Consider the following 21,458-nt stretch of genomic DNA (forward strand, 5'->3'; position numbering starts at 1 on the left):
TCATTTTTTCCATTACTTATTAGTCATCTCCTAATTCTCGGATAATTTCCATACCAATCTGAACTCCTGCTTCGATCAAAATTCTGATCCATGTATCCATATGTTACACTCTCCATTCTTTTATTGTTCCGTCAGAGCCAATAAATCCAATGCCCCAGACATCTTTATTTTGATTGTTTGCAATAATAAAGCCTGTTACATCTTTAACAGCAAAACTCGTTACACTGACACAATGCTCGTTGTTTGGTACTAGATTCTGAACTGCTTCATCTAGTTCACAACGCTCTAACAACACTGTCTCGTACACTGTTCTATTTTCATCAATCGTTATGCGCATGATCGTTTCAAGCTCTAAGATCAATTCTCTTTTCGCCAATTCATATCCTACCAAGACTCACTCCACCCCAATCATTTGCTAGCAAGCTTCTAATGTCATCACCGTAAATAATGCTATCCAACAATACTATCTCCATCATCTCCCCTGCTTTCTTCAATTTTTGTGTGATCTTTAAATCATTTTCTGATGGTGTTGTGTCACCTGATGGATGATTATGGACCACGATAAATCGGATTGAATTAGCTAATAATAGCGTCTTAAAAATTTCCCTAACTAAAACTGTAGATTGGTTGAGTGTTCCAATTGATATTATGCTAATAACAGTCGGTTTATTCTTTGTATCCAATCCAATAACTAACATCATCTCTCGGTCTGCTTCTTTTAAAAATGGTTCTACTAAATTTGCTGTGTCATACGGTGTTGAAATAGCACTTGCGCTTAGTTGTTCCCAACCTTCTATCTTAATACGTTCCTGCTTCAATCTTATGAACTTGACAACTTCTTTCTCCAAATTTGGCCCTCTCCTTTATTTAGAAATCAATGCAAAATAAAAAGAGCAAGCCACATTATAGTAGCTTGCTCATAATTAAAATATATATTTGAAAATTACTTTGATTACGTCTTAGAACTAAATACTTTTATTTCTCAACTCATTCTTAGTTTTGCGATAATACCGTTTACTACGTCATTAATTGTTTCAAGATCAGCAGTAAACCATTCGCGAGGATGGATGATCTTACCATTTGGTGCCTTGATATCGATATCAAGCTGATAATTAGATAGTGCATGATGAATAGCCGTTTCAAGGGCTTCTGAACTTATATTAATGACCTGGATCTCTTCACATATTTTTACTGGACCATATAGATATGTGGACTCATTCTCAGCGTTGGCGATTCTTTTTTTCACTGAACCGTTTGTAACCCCTACCTTATAAAGAGGATAATCCTCTTGAATCCTCTTGATCTCAGGATTATTACTCTCAGATTTAAGAACATAGATATAACCGGTTACTTGGTCGTCACTAGTTAGTTCTAGATTAGAATCTTCTGGTTCCGTAACTATCTTCCCGTATCCATGACGTTTTTTACTTCCATATAATGACGCGATCAAGCCATTTCTTAATGGTGTATTCTCAGTTCCATTTTCATAAATAACGTGGACCCGAGCATCAATAGTATTACTGCCCCGGGTATTGCTTTCGAACTCTGAACCAATAGATTCAATGTACAATAACTGCCCATTTAACACATAAAATCCATGTAATTCGATCTGATTACTCTTAAAGTCCACCAAACTTCTTACACCTGATGCTAATTCGGCTTGTACCTTTTTAAAGAGAGGTTCATATTGGGCAAAGTTCTCCATCCGTTTACGCTTAGACTTATTTTCTGGTCTATTTTCCTGTTCACGCTTAAACTCATTTAGTTTCTGAGTATCAAATAGTTTACTGTTGATTGTATTATCTGTGTTACCAAATAGTGCTGAGTCATCACTTAAGATATCCTCTAGTGAAGCAAAGTCTTGTTTTTCAGTTTTAACTTGATTTTTTAATGATATGTTGTCATCGCCAGCTTTTAGCAGGCCTAATTCATCATATGGTTCAAGTAGTTCTCTCATATCTTCACGACTACGGTATCCCTTCAAACGACTAGCAAATCGTCTTTCTCTCAAACGTGCCATATCATGAGTTTTCTCGGGTTCTTTACCATCATGTTTTTTAATCCATTCAGTAATTTCTTTAAAATTTTCAACATCAGGATCATAACTAGTTTTCGGCTTAATAATAGGCTTTTTTACTAATAATTCCTGAGAATCAGGGTCATTAAAGATATCCTCTAAAGAATGAATAGATCGATTTTTATCCATTAGCCTGTGACCTCCTTACTCTAAGCTCTTCAATCTTAGCTAATGCATACGCCATTCTAACTTCTTCTTCATTATTGGACTCTTTACTTGGATGTCTACCGTTTTCGATAACAAACACCTTAGCATTCTTATATAGTTGAACTAGTTCATCATCTGTAAAATCGTACTTATGCGCGTCAATTGATCGTTCGATAATTCGCAGAGTATTACTATCGATGTCTTGTGACATTACGTCATAAGCTCTTTGGAACGGATTGATAGACTCGATCAAGTTGATATCTAACTGGTCAACATTGATGAACTTATCAGCCATTCGCAAGAATTGATTAGAGTTTCCTTTATCATCTTGTGTAGTTTCTACCTTAGCATGGCGCAAAATAGTATCAGCAATTGCATATTGACTGACTTGTTCAATTTCATCGTTACTTAGATCAGGGTAACGAGTCATAACTACCTTGGGTACCAATTCTTTGTTCATTACTTCTGCATTTACATTGGCCATAATACCCTTCTTAACTGATTCATCTTGTAAAATAGCTGCTTTTAAGTCGGGTAGATCATTCTCAATGATGCTTTGGACCCGTTTTGTTGACGGTTCCTTTAGACCTTTGATCAAGATATCAGTTTCACCGGTTGGCTTTTGATCCTTATGCTTTCGTCGTTTGAGATGGATCTCTGGTGCTAATACTTGTTCCATCAGTAAAGAAACTGTGATAGCTTTTAAGATCTGATTAACTGCATATTGAACTTCTCCATCATTAGCATCAGGTTGTTCAATCATATTAGTAAACTGAGCATGATTTTTATTAGAGCTGTCTCGGGTAACACGCCCAATAATCTGAACTATCTCAGTTAAAGAACGACGATAGCCAATTGTTAATGCTTGTTCAGCCCAAGGCCAATCAAATCCTTCCTTAGCCATATTTAAGGCCACAATAATATCCAAGTCTTCAGAACCATTTAGTGTCCGTAAATATTCTGCGATCTTTTCTCGGCCATCTTCATTAACTAGGTCAGCAACCTTTAACATTTTCCCATCTTTATTTTTAATGTAGTAAACACCAGTTTTTGTATCCTGATGGTCAACATCCCCGATTGCATCAAATATACGATCAACCTCATCATATTTATCCTTAGTTGACTCACTAGAGTTAACACTTGGAATATGAATAATTGTCTTTTTAGACGTATCTAAGGCTTCATCCAAGGCATCTGTATAACGCCCCTGGTAGAACTTATAGTCTATTCCAAAGGATTTTAGATACTGATAACCATCCAACTGTTCGTAGTAAGTATAGGCGACCTTATCGAACTGCTGCTCATCCATTGGAGATAAGATCGGAGCAGAATCTCCACGGAAGTATGAACCGGTCATTGCTAAAACATGAGCTTCCGAATTATGCATAATATTTCGTAAAGCATCACCTAATACTGAACTATCATCCGACGATACGTGATGAAATTCATCGATTGCGATCATTACATTATCAAACTCACTATCATCTTCTATTTCCTGATAGGCAAAACGCAACGTGGCGTGAGTACATATTAAGATACGACCATCGTCAGCACGTAAAAATTCTTTAAGTCGTTTAACTTTGCTTTCCGATCCACCGTTTGTTGTTAAGTCATACTTAGAATTGATTTTCCAGTCTTCATAAAAGCCATATTTAACTAAATCAGTATCTTTGAATGAACTACCGATTGATCTTTCGGGAACCGCAACAATAACTTTTTTTATTCCTTGATTAGCCAATTTATCTAAAGCTACAAACATCAATGCTCTCGACTTACCAGATGCTGGTGGAGCCTTAACTAAAATATACTTAGATTTACGGTGTTGATAAACCCTTGCTTGCATTTCTCGCATTCCAAGTTCGTTAGTATTAGTACTTTTACCTGTTTGGTGGTAGTTTACTTCGACGATATTTTTATTTTTCATTATTTTCCTCACTAACTTTTTTACTGTACATATCTAGTAACAGAGACAACCGTTCATTATCATCCCTAAACGGGCGATCACGATAGGCACGATCAACTACCTCATCTAATTCTCGGTGAGTGGCTAACAATCGGGGATTCATTGGTTTGGGATTCTTCTCAGCAAGTGGCGAACCATATAAGTCTGCTAGGGTCCCCCCCTCCTCATCACGAATATCAAGAATTTTCCAAACAAGTTCCTCTATTTCATTCTTTCGACGTGTAGATAAATTAGGAACTGGAAAAGTATTATATATAAAATCTGATGAATATCTATAGTCATTCTTTAAGCGCCCGCCAATATTTCTCATCCAAGTCATATGCATTACCGATTCTAGTAAGCCAAACAAGTATAATGGAGCATTATAAATAGCTGTAGCAGTATCGGAAACGATCACATTAGCATCTAAAATACTTAATGGCATGTATGGTCTATTTTTAGAACTAACTCTTGGAATCAAAATAGTATTACCACTATAATCATCAGGCCGAGAAATAAATTCAAACCTCCAGGGATGGGAGGCAAGTTTGTTTGTAGACTTCTTCTTACTATTAAGTCTCATTTTCTTGACGATAGATATCCTCTCTTTAACAAAGTCAGTATCTTTAATCTTTTCATATTCTGATTTTGTTAGCCATAAAACGAACCTTTCATCACCATTTAATGAATCTTTGGATCCAACAAATTTATGGATAAAGGGCCTTACTTCCTCAGGAACCTTACTCAAATCATCTCTATTTATTATTAGCCCTCCACCATCTGTAGGCATATTTCCTCTATACATTGTTGGTAAATCAAATAAACTCTTTTTACTTTTACTGACAATTACGGTACTCTTCGAATCTGTTAAATAAGGACTAATATTTTTAACTTTCCTATAAGAACTTCCACTAAAAAGATATTTTTTATCATGAACAAGTGACTTACTAGATAAACCAATAATTACTACTATTACTGCTGCAGTTCCTTTTGCATTATTATTCCAAGTAAACGATTGGTAAGCAAAATCAATCGTCACTTTATTTAAAATCATGGGCCACAAAATAGGGACTTGTTCCCCTTGACAAATTGAATTTGTGGATACAAAAGCATATTTTACTAAAGAATTAGAACAAAATTCTGCTCCCTTAATAAACCACCCACTAACATAATCTAATTTTTTATATCCATTAACAGAATACAATTCAGCAATTGCTTTTAAATCTTGCTTTTGCTCTTGATTTTGTAGGCTGGAGCCCAAATAGGGTGGATTACCAAACAAATACACTTCATCGTCTTTTTCATGTGGTAATACGTCATTCCAATTAATTCGCAAAGCATTTTCACATACGATTGCCCCTGCATGTTGTAAAGGTAACGTTGGACGAACTGCATTATCAATTTCTTTTTCTAGAAGTTTGTTCATTTGGTGTTCTGCAATCCATAAAGAGAGCCTTGTCACATCACAGGCAAAATCATCAATTTCAATTCCATAAAACTGATCAAGTGTAACTGATGGTACATACATAGTTGCAATTCCCATCCCATTTAATTCTCCTAAAATGTCGATTTCCAACTGTCGTAACTCTTTATAAGTAATTATCAAGAAATTACCAGATCCACACGCTGGATCCATAAACTTAATTTTCCCAATCCGATCATATAGAGTATTAAGTTTCTTTTGATTACCTTTAGCGCTTTTAAATTCTCGTCGTAAGTTATCCAGGAATAGTGGTTTAATAACTTTCATAATGTTTGGTACCGACGTATAGTGCATTCCTAAATGGCTACGGCTGTCTTCACTAGCCACCGCCTGAATCATCGATCCCAAAATATCAGGGTTAATCTGATCCCATTCTAATTTTTCGCCAGCATCAATAATTAATTTCCGAGAAAGAGTAGTAAACTTAAGTGACTCATGTTGTTCCTTAAAAAGGTCACCGTTAACATATGGAAAATCATCCAACCAGCTTGGCGTATCACTAGGACGGTTATCTTTGTTTACATCTAAGATACCAAACAGATCCTGAAAAAATTTATCCAAATTCGATCCATCTTCTTTAGTTAATGCTTTGATCCGATTAGTGAAGACATTTTTCTGAAAGATATCAGTATCTTCAGCAAATAAGCAGAATAATATCCGAATTAGAAATAAGTTTAATCCATGACGACTTACATCTGGGTTATCTTTGATCACCACATCATAGAGTTTAGCAAACCGTTCGGCAGCCCGAATATCAGCTGGATTTTCTTTATCAAAATCAGTCTTTTCAATTCCGTTCCAAGCTAAAAAGAATTCAAACTTTTGTGGTAACCGCTCAAATTCGACATCAAGGGTGTCACCTGTCTTAGTATCTTCAGCAAGGACACTTTCAAAATCTGTCACCATAATATAACGAGGTTTTGCATTTAACTCATTAACTTTTTGTTTAAGCTCTACAAACCTTTGCATTAATTGACCATCATTTACAACCTGATGATAGTATAGACGGTTTTTGAGATAAACCGCTCCTGATTCTTTAGCAAGATTATTTGTTCCTTTACGTAATTTTGTTATCGTTGCTTTAGGGAAGTCGTAGATAGACAGGAAATCATAAATGAATTCATCGTGGTTATCGTGATGAATAATATCCGTAATTCTATCTTCAATTTCAGTGATTATCATTTTAGCACTCCAGTCAACATTATTATTTTTCTATAATTCTATTATATAGGAAACAAATATCTAGTAAAATTTTGAATTTTTAATTCATATTATGTGACTAATCTACTTTAAGGTATATAAAGAGTGAAGCGGCTAGGTAGTTTGGGTAGTTAGGGTGGTTTGGGTACTTCCTTCAATTTATTTCCCGAGACATACCTATCTCTAATATTTGACACAAGTCGTCATTTATTCGTCATGAATCGTCACGATATGTAAAAAAAGCGTGGTCTCACTTAGGAGATCACGCTTTTATTGAAAGGCTTTATCTTAAAGCTTTTCTTTGGAGACAATGTTCAAGTTGTCATCCAATTCATAAACAACTGGTTGACCTGTTGCCATTTCAACGTCCATGATGTCTTCATCAGAGATGTTTTCAATGTATTTTGTCAAGGCACGTAATGAGTTACCGTGTGCGGCAACGATAACGTTCTTGCCATCTAACAAGTCTGGAGCGATGTTGTCTTCCCAGAATGGGATAACACGTTCCAAAGTAACCTTCAAGTTTTCACCGCCAGGGATGATACGTGGGTCTAATTCTGCGTAACGACGATCGTTTGCTGCAGAACCTTCATCGTTTGCATCCAATAATGGAGGCAATACGTCGTAAGAACGACGCCAGATGTGAACTTGTTCGTCACCGTATTTTTCAGCTGCATCAGCTTTATTCTTGCCTTGTAATGCACCGTAGTGACGTTCGTTTAAGCGCCATGATTTTGTTTCAGGGATCCATAATTGGCCTGATTCTTCAAGTGCGAAGTGCAAAGTCTTGATGGCACGTGTTAAAACAGATGTGTAAGCTTGATCAAATTCGATACCAGCTTCTTTTAACTTGCGGCCAGCTTCCTTAGCTTCACGTTCGCCTTGTTCACTCAAGTTGACGTCAACCCAACCTGTGAAAAGGTTCTCTAAGTTCCATTCACTTTGTCCGTGACGGATAAATACTAATTTTGCCATTTAGTAAAAACCTCTTTCTTATGTTTATGATACAAAGATATTTTACACTGAAATGCAAAAAATTGATAGTGCTTTAGTGAATTTAGCTTTGATTTTCATCTAAAGCTTTCAGCAAAGCAGTCACGGCACGTTCGATATTTTCAGGTGTCGTGGCTAAATTGATCCGAATATGTCCCGCACCCGAAGCGCCGAACCAATCGCCAAAATCGACTGCTAAACCAGCCTTATTTTTTACAAAGAACTCTAATTTAGCTGGATCCACGACTGCACTAAGATCGATCCACATTAGATATGTTCCTTCTAACGGTGAAATGACGATCTGTGGATAAGCTTTAGTTAGATTTTCCTTTACATAGTCATAGTTAGCTTGGATCGTTTCCAATAGACCTTCGAGCCACGAAGTACCATGTTCATAGGCAGCAGCTGCAGCCACCTTGCCTAAAATACTACCGGCTGGGGCAGCTAAACGCTCAACTAACTTGTCATAGCGCTGACGCATCTGCGGATTAGGGATGATCACATGACTATTTTGCAGAGCTGCCATGTTAAAGGTCTTCGATGGCGCATCGACAACGACTAAATTATCGCGATACTTGCCTTCGCTGACTTCTAAAGCTGAGATAAATGGTTTATCTGTCAACAAAAGGTCATGGTGGATCTCATCTGCGATCACGAGCACTTGCTTTTGACGACATAATTCGAGTAGCTCGGCTAGTTCTGTTTCAGACCAGACACGGCCGACTGGATTATGCGGTGAACATAAGATCAATAACTTCACTTGCTCTTCCGTGATCTTTTCTTCGATATCGGCTAGATCCATCGAGTAGATCCCAGCTTCATTCTTGAGATCGGAAACGACTAATTTACGCTCATTATTTTCAATGACCTTCATAAATGGATAATACACTGGTTGCAAGACCAAAACAGCATCATCTTTTTGCGTCAACAAGTTGACTAACGTGCTCAAAGATTGCACGACCCCTGTGCCAAAACGCATCCATTCGCGATGTAATTCGATCCCATAGCGTTCTTTTTGCCATTTAAAATAAGCTTCAAAATACGCATCCGGTGTTAGTGAATAGCCAAACGCACCGTGCGCGATCCGTTTTGTCATCGCTTCAAGTGCTTCTTTTGGTGCTTTAAATTCAGTATCAGCGACCCAAAGTGGCAATAGATCTTCTGCATCGAAAGTTTCTTTTAAATTATCCCACTTGACCGAATCAGTATTTTTGCGGGCAACAGCATATTCTGCCAAAAATTCCTGCTTATTCATTTTTACGCTCCAACTTTCTAACTTTCTTCAAACGTTCACCCTTGGCATGGACCGGCTTTACGCCTAAAACGTCTAACATAAAGGTAAAGATCGGAATACCCACGATCAAGCCCCAAACACCAAAGAGATGTTCTGCAACAAATAAGACGACAAAGGTGTAAAACATCGGTAATTCCGTGCGGCTAGCCATGAATTTTGGATTTAAGATATAGGCTTCCAAAGCATGAACAACGACTAGCATAATAACAATATAAAAGACATAGCGCAACCCACCGACCGAATAGCCGATAAACATCATCGGGATCGCGGAAATGATCACCCCAGCTACAGGGACTAAACTCAACACAAAGACCATGATCCCTAAACTGAGCAATTGAGGCATGTTCATGATCGCCAAACAGATCGTGGTGATCACCGTATTGACGACGGCGATCACAAATTGAGCTTCAAGTACGACCCCAAAAGTATTCACAAAGATCTTGGCAAAATGATAAATATCTTCGAATAACCACGCAAATGGGCCACTCAAAAAGCCTTTAGAAAAACGATAGAGATCGTCTTTTTCAATCGTAAAAAAGAAACTCAACAGTAACGACATCACAAACGTAAAGCCGATCGAGCCCAAACTCTTAAGATAGCCTAGCGCGATCCCAAAGCCACCCTTGAACTGTTGCATGATATCTATCTTACCAAAGTAGCGGTCGATATAGTGTATCAGATCCTGCGCTCCATGCGGTGGATGCTGATAAAAACTCAATAATGAATTGATCATCGCTTCGGTTTGGACAGCGAGTTTAGGTACATAGATCGTCACTGCCAGATAGATAAAACCGATGAACAATAGATAGGTCACGATCACGATCAATTGCGATGGGATCTTCACATACCGCCGAATATAATTGGTCAGCTGTACCACTAAAAATGTGAAGATAAACGTCAGCAAAATGATGCTGATCAAGCTACGTAAAGCATACAAAACACCAATGATGCCTAGTAAGACGACGAATCGTCTCAAGGAGACATTATTGATAAACTTTTTCCAAAGATCCATAAACTTTCCCCTTACTTAAAGATAATAATTTAAGTATACCATTAATAATTGATAAGTGTAGTAAGTCGAATATCACAAAAAAGACCGTGCTTCTATAAAACACGGCCCTAAAACAGTTACTTGATCTTATCGTATGCAAATTGGATGTGATATGAACGCTTACCGTTCTTCGGTAAGATGATATCACCAAAGTTTTCTTGATTGATCGCATCTGGTAAGGTCTGAGCTTCAAGCGCTAAACCTTCGCCTGGGATCGCTGGTTTACCTTGATCACGTGTGAACTTGATCTCAGTATCTAAGGCTGGCATATTGTACATTACCAAGCCGTTGCGATCGGAATCGATCGTGATCTGGCGGCCGCTATCTTCATCACGTAAAACAGCGATCGGTTCTGTCCCTTTACCCGGCTGGTTGACCACAAAAGCATCATCAAAGCCGTCAGCTTCGTCAGCGGCTACTTTAACATTGCGGAACTCTCTAAAATCAAGTGGTGTATCTTCGACATCTTTGACCCGGCCAGTCGGAATATTATTTTCGTCCGTCTCTAACGTTGCACTGCTATTGATCTTAAGTGAGTGGCTGGAAAGGTCTTGGTGGTCACTCAAATTGAAGTATACATGGTTGGTCGGGTTGAACAAACTATCTTTTGAGCCACCCAATGCACTAAAGGCGATCGTCACTTTGTTATTGTTATTTAAAGTATAGATGATCGTTGCCAAAATATTTCCTGGGAAACCATCCATCTTCTCGGTGATCTTCTTTTGGAAGATAACACTCACACTATTTTTATTGCGTGAAGTGGTATAGTTCCAGTTATAAGTGCTAAATCCATTTGCGCCCCCATGTAACGTATTACCGTTCTCATTTTGTGGCAATTGAATCTGCTCACCGTTTAATTCACACTTACCATGCGCGATCCGGCCAGCTACTCGACCGATCACCTTACAGATATTTTGAGCGTTGGCATAGTAATCCTTTGTATGATCAAAACTCAATAATAAGTTCTTCTTCCCCGCACCACTTGGAACGTTAAAAGCTTGCCAGATTGCTCCCATCGTCAAGCATGAGATCTCGACTCCGTTATCGTTGACCAAAGTGATCTGAGTCACTGTATGTCCATCAAAGGTATCAAGCTCTTTTCTAAAGATATCCATCAAAAATCTCCTCCAAATCTCACTTATAAATGCGTTATTTAACTACTCTTATTTTACCGCATTTACACTTTTATTTAAAGCGCTTGCACAGATGCTTAGCGACTTTTTAAAACTTCAAAAATTGGTATAGTTTGCAGATTTTTCCTTAAAATAATCTTAAGTATTAAAGATAAGTCCTTAGACCCCCACTATTTAAGGCACTCAAATAATGATTTCTGCTGATTTACTTATCAACAAATGTAAAACGCTTGCAAAAAATTTTGATCCATAGTATGGTATAGACGTTAATACAACCAAAGATTTTTCTAGGAGGGGCTTTTTATGGCTGAAACAGTAGTTGAAAAAATTGAATCACGACAGAACCACAGTAAAGCATGGCGTTTATCCGATAAGGAAAGTGGTTGCTTTTTAGATGTGACCTTTAATATTGATCTTGAAAAAACGATGAAAGAGCAACGCAACTTCTCCTTCTCTCGCTTTGTCTCGGAACAATTGAACGAGCTTTCAAAAATGGTCCCTTCACTCACAAGCAATTATAGTTTAGCGATCGATCGCGCAGCTGTTGGTCCGGCTTACTTGCCATTGGATAACGCCAAGGCAAAACCACTCTTGACCCAACTCGCCTAGATCGTATCAGGAAATGGCAGCTGGCATTTCCTTTTTTTGTGGATAAATGCAACGCAATGCAAAATGCGCACTTGAGCTATGTAGCCGTAACGTGCAATTCAGAGCAGAGACTAGTAAATAAGAGCCACCGACATCGTAATGCAAAATACACATTACAATGTCGGCGGCTCTTATTTATACGTTTCTAAGCACTCTGAATTGCACTTCTTATTTGTCATCATAACCGTTTGGATGACTTGAATGCCATGCCCAAGCTGTTTCGATGATGCGTTCGATGTTATCGAATTGTGGCTTCCAACCCAAGATCTCACGGGCTTTGTCGGAACTTGCAATCAAGGAATCCGGATCACCGCCACGTCTTGGAGCGATCTCAGCTGGGATCTCTTTGCCCGTTACCTTGCGAGCTGCTTCAACGATCTCAAGGTTGGAGAAACCTGTCGAAGAACCTAGGTTGAAGGCATTGGACTCATTGCCCTTGCGTAAGTAATCTACCGCTAAAATATGAGCATCCGCCAAGTCGAATGGGTGCACATAATCACGCACGTTGGTCCCATCTGGTGTGTTATAATCATCACCAAAGATCTGTAACTTATCCCGCTTGCCTTGAGCTACTTGTAAAACGATCGGTATCAAGTGCGTTTCTGGACCGTGATCTTCACCGATCGAACCATCTGGCTTAGCCCCCGCCACGTTGAAGTAACGCAATGCGACAAATTTTGTCCCGTAGGCTTCATCTGCCCAACGCATGATCTTTTCCATCATCAACTTACTTTCACCGTAAGGATTGATCGGATCTTGTGGATCACTTTCCATGATCGGCATTTTTTCAGGAATACCATAAGTTGCTGCGGTGGATGAGAAGACGATATTTTTGATATCAAATTCATTCATAACTTCCAACAACTTGATCATCCCAGCCGTGTTGTTATCAAAATACTTCAATGGCTTTTTCATCGATTCTGCGACCAATGAGTAAGCTGCAAAGTGGATCACTGCATCGATCTCAGGATTTTCTGTAAATACTTTACGCATGAAATCTTGATCTGCAAGATCGCCTTGATAAAACTTAGCCTTATCATTGATCGCAGCCCGGTGACCCGTCACTAAGCTGTCAACTACTACAACATCTTGGCCTTGGTCTACTAAGCGGTCAACTGTGTGTGAACCGATATAGCCAGCGCCACCTAAAACTAAAACTGACATTTTATTTCCTCCCAGCAGATGAGTTTCAATTCTCTCAAAAATATTCTACCATTTATTTGCCAAAATAGTTAGTAAAATTTTAGTAAAACTCATAATATTTTTTATTTCTTGTTGTTTTAGTCTTCTTGTGGTTAACTAGAATTTAATAAGAACTAGTGAAAGGGTGAGAACTACGGCCGAACTTATTTATAAACAGATCATCTCTGATCTCAAACAAAAGATCTTTGATCATGAATTCCCCGATATGAAACTACCCGATGAACGTACGCTTGCCAGTCAATATGATGTTAGTCGTAGCTCGATCAAGCGCGCGTTGAATCGCATGGCAAATGATGGGATCATCTTCAAAAAAAGAGGCTCGGGAACTTTTATCAATCCCCTATACCTCAAAAATGAATCGGTCTTCAACTACGAAGAAGGTTCTAACTTAGGGGTCACCGATAACTTCCAAATGGACGGAAAAAAACCTAAGATCAAAGTCTTGAGCTTTGACGTCGAACGTCCCAGTGAAGAATTGCAACGCGATCTCTTCTTAGATCCAGAAGATTTTGTCTACAAGATCGTGCGCTTGCGTCTCTTTGATGACCAACCATTTATGATCGAAACAGGCTATATTCCGATCAAGATCGTGCCTAAACTAGATCAACAAACGATCAAAGGCTCGATCTTTAACTACATGCAAGATAAGCACAATCAGTCAGTCACTAAATCATTTCTCTCAGTCTTTGCCGAGCCATCAACGCCTAACGATCGTGAATTATTAGGCTTAAATGAACACGAACCGACTGGGATCATGGAAGGTGTCTTTTTCTTAGATAACGGGACACCGTTTGAATATTCACACATGCGTTTCCACTACAAATATTTGAAATTCAATACCTTTGTCAGTGTTGCGCAATAAGCATAATATTTTACAGCTCACATAAACATTGCTATACTGTGAGCGATATAAGCTGGGGTGCCGTTTGGCTGAGAAATACCCATATCACCTGATCTGGTTAATACCAGCGGAGGGAGCTTAGCATTTTTTCGTGCGCCCAGACCACCACACCCCTGCTTATATAATCTAAGCAGGGGGTTTTTGTATGCAAACATACGATCCAAATTCAACAAAACAACATTGGCAAACCAAAGATATCATCTTTCTTGCCCTTTTAGCTGCCTTTTTTGGTTTGATCTATCAAGGTGCAAGCTATCTATACTACGCTTTAGCGGCAACTTTCCTTAAACCTTACGCCAATGATCTGATGCTTGGGATCTGGCTGATGGCTGGTCCACTGGCAGCGATCTTATTGAAACGTCGAGGGGCGGCTTTTTTAGGCGAATTTCTCGCTGCGACCGCTGAGATGTTGCTCTTTTCCAGCTGGGGTGCGGCTAACTTGATCACGGGTGCTTTACAAGGGGCTGCCAGTGAACTAGGCTTTTTGACTTATGGTTATAAAAATTTTGGCAAAAAAGCACTGACGTTATCTGTGATCTTTTCAGCCATTGTGACCTTTGCTTGGGATTATTTCCAAAGTGGTTACCAGGCCTACCCACTTTCGATGTTATTGACTTTATTTGGTATCCGGCTATTATCTTTAGCCTTTTTTGATGGTGTACTCATCTACCAGATCGCAAAACTCGTCTCGAAAGTTAAGGTGCACATCTGATGGTCAAATTAGAACTTAGAGAACTGACTTTTAGCTATGCCCCCGGGCGACCACCGCTCTTTGAAAAGCTGGATTTTTACGTTGAGCCCCAAACTTGTAGCTTATTAGCTACTCCTTCGGGCAGTGGTAAATCGACCTTTTTTAAATTGCTTTGTGGACTGTATCCTCAATTTGGCGGACAGATCACCCATGGCGGTATCTTTTTAGAAGATCAGCCCCTCGAACAGATCGTGCCCTTTGAGCGTGCTAAACGGATCGGGATGCTATTTCAAGATCCTGACAAACGCTTTTGTATGGCGACTTTAGACCAACAATTGACCTTTGTCCTTGAAAATTTACAGCTCCCAGCTAAACAGATCACTGCCCAAAAGCAACGTATCTTGCAAGAACTAGAACTGACTTCGCTCAAAGATCGCCAACTCTCTACGCTGTCAGGTGGACAAAAGCAACAAGCGGCCCTCGCCTGTGTACTGGCGACCGAAAGTGAGATCATCTTACTCGATGAACCCTTTGCTAACGTTGATCCGACTAGTAAAGCCAAACTGTTAAAGCTATTATTGAAATTAAAAAATCAAGGCAAGACTTTTATCATCGCTGATCATGATCCCAGTGGCTACCAAGACTTGCTCGACTTTGCCTATCGCTTCAATGCCGAGCACAGTCGTCTCATCAAGTTCGACTTGTCCAAATTGACGTCAGCCACTCCGGCTCCCCTAGATCGGCACCCATTAAAACCCGGGAAATTAACTTGGAAACAGCTCAGTTTAACTCGCGGGGAAAATTTATTGTTGAAACCACATGATCTTACCCTTCCCCAAGGGCAACTCGGGCTGTTGGGCGGAGCAAATGGTGTGGGGAAATCGACTTTATTGCAAGCGCTTTGTACCCTTATCCCCTATCAAGGAAAATTGAGCTATGCTGGGCAACGTCCACCGCATTTTTTCAAACAGCGTTGGGCCAAAACAGTCGGCCTCATGCTCCAAGAAGCGACGGCGCAATTTAGTTGTGCGACCGTCCAAGAAGAACTCGCACTTGTCAGCCGCAATACTTTAGCGCCCCACTATTGGACTAAAGAACGGCTTGCACATGCCAAACAGGTCCTGGGGCTGGATGAACTTGAGCCCCGCTCTGTTTACCAACTCTCCGGCGGGCAGCAACAAAAACTCCAATTTTTAAGTGTTTTAGCAATGGGACAACCGGTCTTACTTTTAGACGAGCCCTTCGCCAATCTCGACCAAGCTAGTATCCAGACTTGCTTGACTTTGCTCAAAGACAGTTGCCAAGCTGAACAGACCGCTGTCTTATTGACCTCGCATCAACGCGTAGGGATCACTGAACATTTGGATTACGAACTTATTTTTGAAGATCAAACGTTAAAGCTAGGGGGAAACGAAAATTGACAAAATTTCGCTTAAATCCTACGATCCAAGTCATCCTCATGCTTGGTCTAGGGCTATTGCTCGCTTTTGCCCATGTTTTATGGCTAAATATCGCTCTTTGTGCTCTGTGCTTGCTTTACCTGGCTAGTCAACGCGTGTCTTACAAAAAGCTCGGGCTCATCTTATTGGTCAGCTTGCCCCTTGCCTTTGGAACATGGTGGTCCTTTATCGCCTTTAGTCAAACAAATGCTTGGGCCAATGCAGCCCTGTACACCAGCCGGCTCTTTTGTTATTTATTGCTAGGCTGTTGTCTGCTTTTGACCACGAGTTTAGAGAAGATCTTATTTAGCTTAGTCTTACATCTCAAGCTCTCTCAGACCTTTGTTTATGGCTTTTTAGCCGCTGCTAATATGGTCAGCGCTTTACAAAAGCAACTCCGCTTGATGCGTTATGCTGCTTTGAACAAGCAACACCCGTATCACTTCTATACCCCCGCACTCTATCTAAAGTTGATCGTGACCTCTCTTCAATGGTCCGATGCTTTAGCACAAGCAATACGAGTCCAAGGTTTTTTAGAGGGCTATCCGCGAACTTTTAGCTTTCAAGACCACCTGCCTAAGTGGCAATGGGGTCTAGCGGTGATACTTATCACTTTATACGGTGTTTTAGCCTTTTTAAATTAAATCCAAGTGAGTTTGTGAGGTAATTACTTTAAACAATGGGAGCACTTTGATGCAACAAACGCATCAGGGTGCTCCCATTGTTATTTACTAGACGTTATTGCCCTATGATAGCTCACCACTTCACAAACTAAAACGTTTACATTGGGTGCTAGTTAGCTTATGATAGTAATGGATTTAACTATATGAAAGGGGTTTACCTCACCATGGAAAAAACATTGATCATCAACTCTGGTAGTTCTAGTTTAAAATTCAAATTATTTGCGATCCCCACCGAAGATGTCTTAGCCAGTGGGCTGATCGACCGGATCGGGATCGAAGGCTCGAGCGTGACCGTCAAATACAACGGTCAAAAATATCACCAAGAACTGCCGATCCCAGATCATGCTTTTGCCGTTGATCTCTTGTTGAAACTTTTAGTCGAACTCCATTTGCTCAAAGACCTAAACGAGATCACCGCCGTTGGTCATCGGGTCGTAGCTGGGGGCGAATACTTCGACCATTCCGTCGTTATCGACGATGATGTGATCAAAAAGATCGATGAGATCAGTGACCTAGCTAGTTTACACAATCCGGCTAATCTTTTGGGTATCAAAGTCTTCAAAAAATTTTTGCCAAATGCTTTAGCTGTTGCTTCCTTTGATACCGCCTATCACCATTCGATCCCAGAAAAAAATTATCTCTACAGCGTGCCGTACGAATGGTACGAAAAATACGGTGTCCGGCGCTACGGAGCCCACGGGATCAGTCACCGTTATGTCGCTCGCCAAGCCGCAGCTTTGATGCACAAATCGCTTAAAGACCTCAAGTTGATCACTTGTCATTTGGGAGCTGGTTCTTCTCTATGTGCTGTCAAAGATGGCAAGTCTTTTGATACAACGATGGGCTTTACCCCACTGACTGGGGTCACAATGGCGACTCGTTCGGGTGACGTCGATGTCGAACTAGTGACTTACATGATGAAAAAGTTAAACATCACCGACCCAGAAGAAATGATCTCGATCTTGACCAGACAGTCTGGACTTTTAGGGATCTCGGGCGTCTCATCTGATATGCGTGACGTCATCGCTGCCAAAGATGCAGGCAACAAACGCGCACAGATCGCCGTTACGCTCTTTGTCAAAAATATCGTCCGCTATATCGGGCAATACTACGCCGAAATGAAAGGCCTAGATGGGATCGTCTTTACCGCTGGGATCGGAGAAAATTCCGATGTGATCAGAAAATTAGTCTGTGACGAACTCGAATTCATGGGCGTCAAACTAGATGACACGCTCAATTCTAAGGGTGAAGAAGGCTTTATCACTAAACCTGATTCTAAGATCGCTGCTTTGTTAGTTCCGACTGATGAAGAATTGATGATCTCACGTGATATCGAAGTGATCAAGCTCCAAGAACAAAAAGAAATTCCGAGCGAAAAGCCTTTATTATAGGCGTTTGTTCCGTAAAATTTATTTTTGGTACGTTCCAATATTCAAAATGGTTGACATCTCCCAAGAAAACGTTATTATAGAAGTGTAGAAAGAAATTAACAAAGGAGATTTCGCCATGACTGTAGATTACTCATCTAAAGAATATTTAAACAAACTTGATGCTTACTGGCGTGCCGCCAACTATGTTTCCGTGGGACAACTTTACTTAAAGGACAACCCATTATTACGTCGCCCACTTGAAGCATCTGACGTGAAAGTCAAACCGATCGGCCACTGGGGTACGATCGCTGGGCAAAACTTTATCTATGCTCACTTGAACCGTGTTATCAACAAATACGACCTTGATATGTTCTATGTCGAAGGTCCAGGTCACGGTGGTCAAGTTATGGTCTCCAACTCATATCTTGATGGTAGTTATACTGAACTTTTCCCAGAGATCACGCAAGATGTTGAAGGGATGAAGAAACTCTTCAAACGCTTCTCATTCCCAGGTGGGATCGCTTCTCACGCTGCCCCTGAAACACCAGGCTCGATCCATGAAGGTGGCGAATTGGGTTACTCGATCTCCCACGCAACTGGGGCTGTCTTAGATAACCCTGATCTGATCGTGGCTGCTGTTGTTGGTGACGGTGAAGCTGAAACTGGTCCATTAGCTGCATCTTGGATGTCAAACAAGTTCATCAACCCTATAAATGACGGGGCTGTGTTACCGATCTTAGACTTAAACGGCTTTAAGATCTCTAACCCAACGATCTTGTCACGTGAATCAAACGAAAACTTACGTAAATACTTCGAAGGTCTTGGCTGGGATCCGATCTTTGTTGAAGGGACTGACCCTGAAAAGATGCACCCAGAAATGGCTGCTGGCTTAGATAAAGCTATCGAAAAGATCAAAGCTATCCAAGAAAATGCACGTAAGAACAATGACAATTCATTACCTGTATGGCCAATGATCGTCTTCCGTGCACCTAAGGGCTGGACTGGTCCAAAGGAATGGGATGGAAAACCGATCGAAAGCTCATTTAGAGCTCACCAAATTCCGATCCCAGTTGACCAAAATGACATGCAACATGCTGATGCTTTGGTCGAATGGTTGGAAAGCTACCGCCCAGAAGAATTATTTGACGAAAAAGGTGCTTTGATCCCTGAATTGGCTGAATTGACACCTAAGGGCAACAAACGTATGGCAATGAACCCACATACAAATCCTGGTTCATTGATCCGTGACTTAGCTTTACCTGATTTCCGCAACTATGCTGTGGATACAACAACACCAGGTAAGAACAAAGAACAAGATATGACTGTTTTAGGTCGTTACCTTGAAGATGTTGTTAAATTAAACGATGCTAACAAGAACTTCCGCATCTTCGGACCTGACGAAACAATGTCTAACCGTTTAGCACCACTCTTCAAAGAAACAAACCGTCAATGGATGTTGGATATCAAAGAACCTAACGATGAATTCATGGCACCACAAGGCCGGATCATCGACTCACAATTATCTGAACACCAAGATGAAGGCTTCTTAGAAGGTTACGTCTTGACTGGTCGCCACGGTTTCTTCGCCTCATACGAAGCTTTCTTACGTGTCGTTGACTCCATGTTGACTCAACACTTCAAGTGGTTACGTAAAGCTAAGGAAATTCCTTGGAGAACAGAAGTACCTTCCTTAAACGTGGTGGCTACTTCAACGGTATTCCAACAAGACCACAATGGTTATACTCACCAAGATCCAGGTCTTTTAGGTCACTTAGCTGATAAGAAACCTGAATTTATCCGTGAATACTTGCCAGCTGATGCAAACTCCTTGTTGGCTGTCTTTGACAAAGTCTTAAATGACCGCGACAAGATCAACTTGATCGTTTCATCTAAGCACCCACGTGAACAATTCTACTCAGCTGCTGAAGCTAAAGAATTAGTCGACAAGGGTCTTAAGATCATCGATTGGGCTTCAACAGATCAAAACGCTGAACCAGATATCGTCTTTGCAGCTGCAGGTACAGAACCTAACTTGGAAACTTTAGCTGCGATCTCGATCTTGCATGAAAAATTGCCTGACTTAAAGATCCGCTTCATCAATGTGGTCGACTTGTTGAAACTCAGAAGTCCTAAAGTTGACCCTCGTGGTTTGAGCGATGATGAATTTGACATGTACTTCACTAAAGACAAACCAGTTGTCTTTGCCTTCCACGGTTTTGAAGGCTTGATCCGTGACATCTTCTTTGATCGCCACAACCACAACATCAAGATCCACGGTTACCGTGAAAATGGTGATATCACAACCCCATTTGACATGCGTGTCCTAAACCAAATGGATCGTTTCGACTTAGTGAAATCAGCTGTCTTGAGCTTGCCTAACCCAGACAAGTACGGCGAATTAGTTGCTGAAATGGATAGCATCATCGCAAAACATCACCAATACATTCGTGATGAAGGTACTGACCTACCTGAAGTCGAAGCTTGGGAATGGAAACCATTGAACAAGTAATTTTGATACTAAACGAAAAAGTCCTGTTTTTCAGGGCTTTTTTGTTTACTTTCAAATCGATCTTGCACTAGAATTTAAGCAGAAATGGGGGAATTTATCATGACAACTATCTATTGTGTGCGGCACGGGCAAAGTGAGGCTAATTTAGCGCAGATCATGCAGGGTAGCAAGATCGACACGCCACTGACTAAACTCGGTCAACAACAAGCTTTAGCCGCTAAAGCCAAGCTAGCTAATGTAAGTTTTGATGCCGTCTATGCCAGTCCGCTTAAACGGGCCGTCCAAACCGCTAACCTCATCAGCTCAACTACACCAACTTTAGATGAACGACTAGTCGAGTTTGACTATGGGACTTGGGACGGCCAGCTTTTGACCGATCTCTATGCCCAATATCCAATGTATTTTGATGAGCATCATAACTTGTTACCTAATTCATGGGAAGTTTCAGGGGGACCGACATATGCGCAAGTCACTGCCAAACTGGAAAGTTTTTTAGCTGAAGTTACTAAAAAGCATCCCGACCAAACACTTTTAGTCGTCAGTCACGGGTTTACGCTCAAATTACTGGCAGCGTTACTTTTAGATATCGGGAATTTACAAAATCTAAGCGAACCCGCCAATGCTTCGCTCACTAAATTATTGGTAACACCTGATACCCAGACCCTCGTCTATTACGGAAAGTAGGTGCAAGACT

Annotated in this window: 18 protein-coding genes and 1 riboswitch; of the genes, 8 read left to right on the forward strand and 10 right to left on the reverse strand. The window is 40.4% G+C overall.

Annotated features, from left to right (window positions below):
- Positions 1 to 103: 103 nt before the first annotated feature.
- The 9 genes from GSR62_RS08095 to GSR62_RS08135 all read right to left on the reverse strand — a co-directional run bounded on the left by GSR62_RS08095 (position 104) and on the right by GSR62_RS08135 (position 11,302).
- Positions 104 to 391: a hypothetical protein gene (locus GSR62_RS08095; RefSeq protein ID WP_066023564.1), complete on the reverse strand. Its 288-nt coding sequence runs from the start codon at positions 389 to 391 to the stop codon at positions 104 to 106.
- Positions 378 to 848 (reverse strand): JAB domain-containing protein, encoded by a 471-nt coding sequence (locus tag GSR62_RS08100; protein WP_083213878.1) that lies wholly within the window; start codon positions 846 to 848, stop codon positions 378 to 380. The genes GSR62_RS08095 and GSR62_RS08100 overlap by 14 nt, the downstream gene beginning before the upstream one ends.
- A 134-nt stretch (positions 849 to 982) precedes the next feature.
- On the reverse strand, positions 983 to 2,206 hold the full coding sequence (locus GSR62_RS08105) for a GIY-YIG nuclease family protein (protein WP_066023565.1): 1,224 nt from the start codon (positions 2,204 to 2,206) through the stop codon (positions 983 to 985).
- Positions 2,199 to 4,148: a DEAD/DEAH box helicase gene (locus tag GSR62_RS08110; RefSeq protein ID WP_066023566.1), complete on the reverse strand. Its 1,950-nt coding sequence runs from the start codon at positions 4,146 to 4,148 to the stop codon at positions 2,199 to 2,201. Before GSR62_RS08110 ends, GSR62_RS08105 begins: the two co-directional genes overlap by 8 nt.
- Entirely contained in the window at positions 4,138 to 6,831 is a 2,694-nt protein-coding gene (locus tag GSR62_RS08115; RefSeq protein WP_066023567.1) for a class I SAM-dependent DNA methyltransferase, read from the reverse strand. The genes GSR62_RS08110 and GSR62_RS08115 overlap by 11 nt, the downstream gene beginning before the upstream one ends.
- A gap of 306 nt (positions 6,832 to 7,137) precedes the next feature.
- On the reverse strand, positions 7,138 to 7,824 hold the full coding sequence (locus GSR62_RS08120) for a 2,3-diphosphoglycerate-dependent phosphoglycerate mutase (protein WP_035448552.1): 687 nt from the start codon (positions 7,822 to 7,824) through the stop codon (positions 7,138 to 7,140).
- Between the two features lie 82 nt (positions 7,825 to 7,906).
- Positions 7,907 to 9,097, reverse strand: a complete 1,191-nt coding sequence (locus GSR62_RS08125) for a MalY/PatB family protein (protein ID WP_035448554.1) — start codon at positions 9,095 to 9,097, stop codon at positions 7,907 to 7,909.
- Positions 9,090 to 10,148, reverse strand: coding sequence for an AI-2E family transporter (locus GSR62_RS08130; protein ID WP_035448556.1), 1,059 nt, complete (start codon positions 10,146 to 10,148; stop codon positions 9,090 to 9,092). Before GSR62_RS08130 ends, GSR62_RS08125 begins: the two co-directional genes overlap by 8 nt.
- Positions 10,149 to 10,264: 116 nt before the next feature.
- Entirely contained in the window at positions 10,265 to 11,302 is a 1,038-nt protein-coding gene (locus GSR62_RS08135) for an aldose epimerase family protein (RefSeq protein WP_066023568.1), read from the reverse strand.
- A 321-nt stretch (positions 11,303 to 11,623) separates the two neighbouring features.
- Between GSR62_RS08135 and GSR62_RS08140 the strand changes: the two genes are divergently transcribed.
- On the forward strand, positions 11,624 to 11,929 hold the full coding sequence (locus GSR62_RS08140) for a hypothetical protein (protein WP_066023569.1): 306 nt from the start codon (positions 11,624 to 11,626) through the stop codon (positions 11,927 to 11,929).
- A 207-nt stretch (positions 11,930 to 12,136) separates the two neighbouring features.
- Here the strand turns inward: GSR62_RS08140 and galE are convergent, their stop codons facing one another.
- On the reverse strand, positions 12,137 to 13,132 hold the full coding sequence (gene galE, locus GSR62_RS08145) for a UDP-glucose 4-epimerase GalE (protein ID WP_035448561.1): 996 nt from the start codon (positions 13,130 to 13,132) through the stop codon (positions 12,137 to 12,139).
- A 163-nt stretch (positions 13,133 to 13,295) separates the two neighbouring features.
- Between galE and GSR62_RS08150 the strand changes: the two genes are divergently transcribed.
- From GSR62_RS08150 to GSR62_RS08180, 7 genes are all read left to right on the forward strand, one after another.
- Positions 13,296 to 14,033 (forward strand): GntR family transcriptional regulator, encoded by a 738-nt coding sequence (locus tag GSR62_RS08150; RefSeq protein ID WP_035448564.1) that lies wholly within the window; start codon positions 13,296 to 13,298, stop codon positions 14,031 to 14,033.
- Positions 14,034 to 14,076: 43 nt separating this feature from the next.
- A riboswitch (TPP riboswitch) is annotated at positions 14,077 to 14,165 on the forward strand.
- A 52-nt stretch (positions 14,166 to 14,217) separates the two neighbouring features.
- Complete coding sequence (locus GSR62_RS08155; RefSeq protein WP_066023570.1) at positions 14,218 to 14,784, forward strand: ECF transporter S component; 567 nt, start codon at positions 14,218 to 14,220, stop codon at positions 14,782 to 14,784.
- Positions 14,784 to 16,184 (forward strand): ATP-binding cassette domain-containing protein, encoded by a 1,401-nt coding sequence (locus tag GSR62_RS08160; protein ID WP_066023571.1) that lies wholly within the window; start codon positions 14,784 to 14,786, stop codon positions 16,182 to 16,184. Before GSR62_RS08155 ends, GSR62_RS08160 begins: the two co-directional genes overlap by 1 nt.
- Positions 16,181 to 16,846, forward strand: a complete 666-nt coding sequence (locus tag GSR62_RS08165) for an energy-coupling factor transporter transmembrane component T family protein (protein ID WP_010688280.1) — start codon at positions 16,181 to 16,183, stop codon at positions 16,844 to 16,846. The genes GSR62_RS08160 and GSR62_RS08165 overlap by 4 nt, the downstream gene beginning before the upstream one ends.
- A 203-nt stretch (positions 16,847 to 17,049) precedes the next feature.
- Positions 17,050 to 18,276: an acetate/propionate family kinase gene (locus tag GSR62_RS08170; RefSeq protein WP_066023572.1), complete on the forward strand. Its 1,227-nt coding sequence runs from the start codon at positions 17,050 to 17,052 to the stop codon at positions 18,274 to 18,276.
- 115 nt (positions 18,277 to 18,391) lie between these two features.
- Positions 18,392 to 20,764 (forward strand): phosphoketolase family protein, encoded by a 2,373-nt coding sequence (locus GSR62_RS08175; RefSeq protein ID WP_066023573.1) that lies wholly within the window; start codon positions 18,392 to 18,394, stop codon positions 20,762 to 20,764.
- A gap of 99 nt (positions 20,765 to 20,863) precedes the next feature.
- The gene (locus tag GSR62_RS08180) at positions 20,864 to 21,448 is read left to right on the forward strand and encodes a histidine phosphatase family protein (RefSeq protein ID WP_066023574.1); all 585 of its coding nucleotides are present in this window, start codon (positions 20,864 to 20,866) and stop codon (positions 21,446 to 21,448) included.
- The last annotated feature ends 10 nt before the right edge of the window (positions 21,449 to 21,458 follow it).

This window comes from Ligilactobacillus animalis, from assembly GCF_009933595.1.
GTDB classification, from domain to species: domain Bacteria; phylum Bacillota; class Bacilli; order Lactobacillales; family Lactobacillaceae; genus Ligilactobacillus; species Ligilactobacillus animalis.

What these genes read in the sequence shown, in the direction of transcription:
- GSR62_RS08170 (WP_066023572.1), top strand. Translation starts at nt 17,050, where the DNA reads ATGGAAAAAACATTGATCATCAACTCTGGTAGTTCTAGTTTAAAATTC.
- GSR62_RS08105 (WP_066023565.1), bottom strand. Translation starts at nt 2,206, where the DNA reads ATGGATAAAAATCGATCTATTCATTCTTTAGAGGATATCTTTAATGAC.
- GSR62_RS08155 (WP_066023570.1), top strand. Translation starts at nt 14,218, where the DNA reads ATGCAAACATACGATCCAAATTCAACAAAACAACATTGGCAAACCAAA.
- GSR62_RS08175 (WP_066023573.1), top strand. Translation starts at nt 18,392, where the DNA reads ATGACTGTAGATTACTCATCTAAAGAATATTTAAACAAACTTGATGCT.
- GSR62_RS08160 (WP_066023571.1), top strand. Translation starts at nt 14,784, where the DNA reads ATGGTCAAATTAGAACTTAGAGAACTGACTTTTAGCTATGCCCCCGGG.
- GSR62_RS08130 (WP_035448556.1), bottom strand. Translation starts at nt 10,148, where the DNA reads ATGGATCTTTGGAAAAAGTTTATCAATAATGTCTCCTTGAGACGATTC.
- GSR62_RS08140 (WP_066023569.1), top strand. Translation starts at nt 11,624, where the DNA reads ATGGCTGAAACAGTAGTTGAAAAAATTGAATCACGACAGAACCACAGT.
- galE (WP_035448561.1), bottom strand. Translation starts at nt 13,132, where the DNA reads ATGTCAGTTTTAGTTTTAGGTGGCGCTGGCTATATCGGTTCACACACA.
- GSR62_RS08135 (WP_066023568.1), bottom strand. Translation starts at nt 11,302, where the DNA reads ATGGATATCTTTAGAAAAGAGCTTGATACCTTTGATGGACATACAGTG.
- GSR62_RS08125 (WP_035448554.1), bottom strand. Translation starts at nt 9,097, where the DNA reads ATGAATAAGCAGGAATTTTTGGCAGAATATGCTGTTGCCCGCAAAAAT.
- GSR62_RS08180 (WP_066023574.1), top strand. Translation starts at nt 20,864, where the DNA reads ATGACAACTATCTATTGTGTGCGGCACGGGCAAAGTGAGGCTAATTTA.
- GSR62_RS08120 (WP_035448552.1), bottom strand. Translation starts at nt 7,824, where the DNA reads ATGGCAAAATTAGTATTTATCCGTCACGGACAAAGTGAATGGAACTTA.
- GSR62_RS08115 (WP_066023567.1), bottom strand. Translation starts at nt 6,831, where the DNA reads ATGATAATCACTGAAATTGAAGATAGAATTACGGATATTATTCATCAC.
- GSR62_RS08110 (WP_066023566.1), bottom strand. Translation starts at nt 4,148, where the DNA reads ATGAAAAATAAAAATATCGTCGAAGTAAACTACCACCAAACAGGTAAA.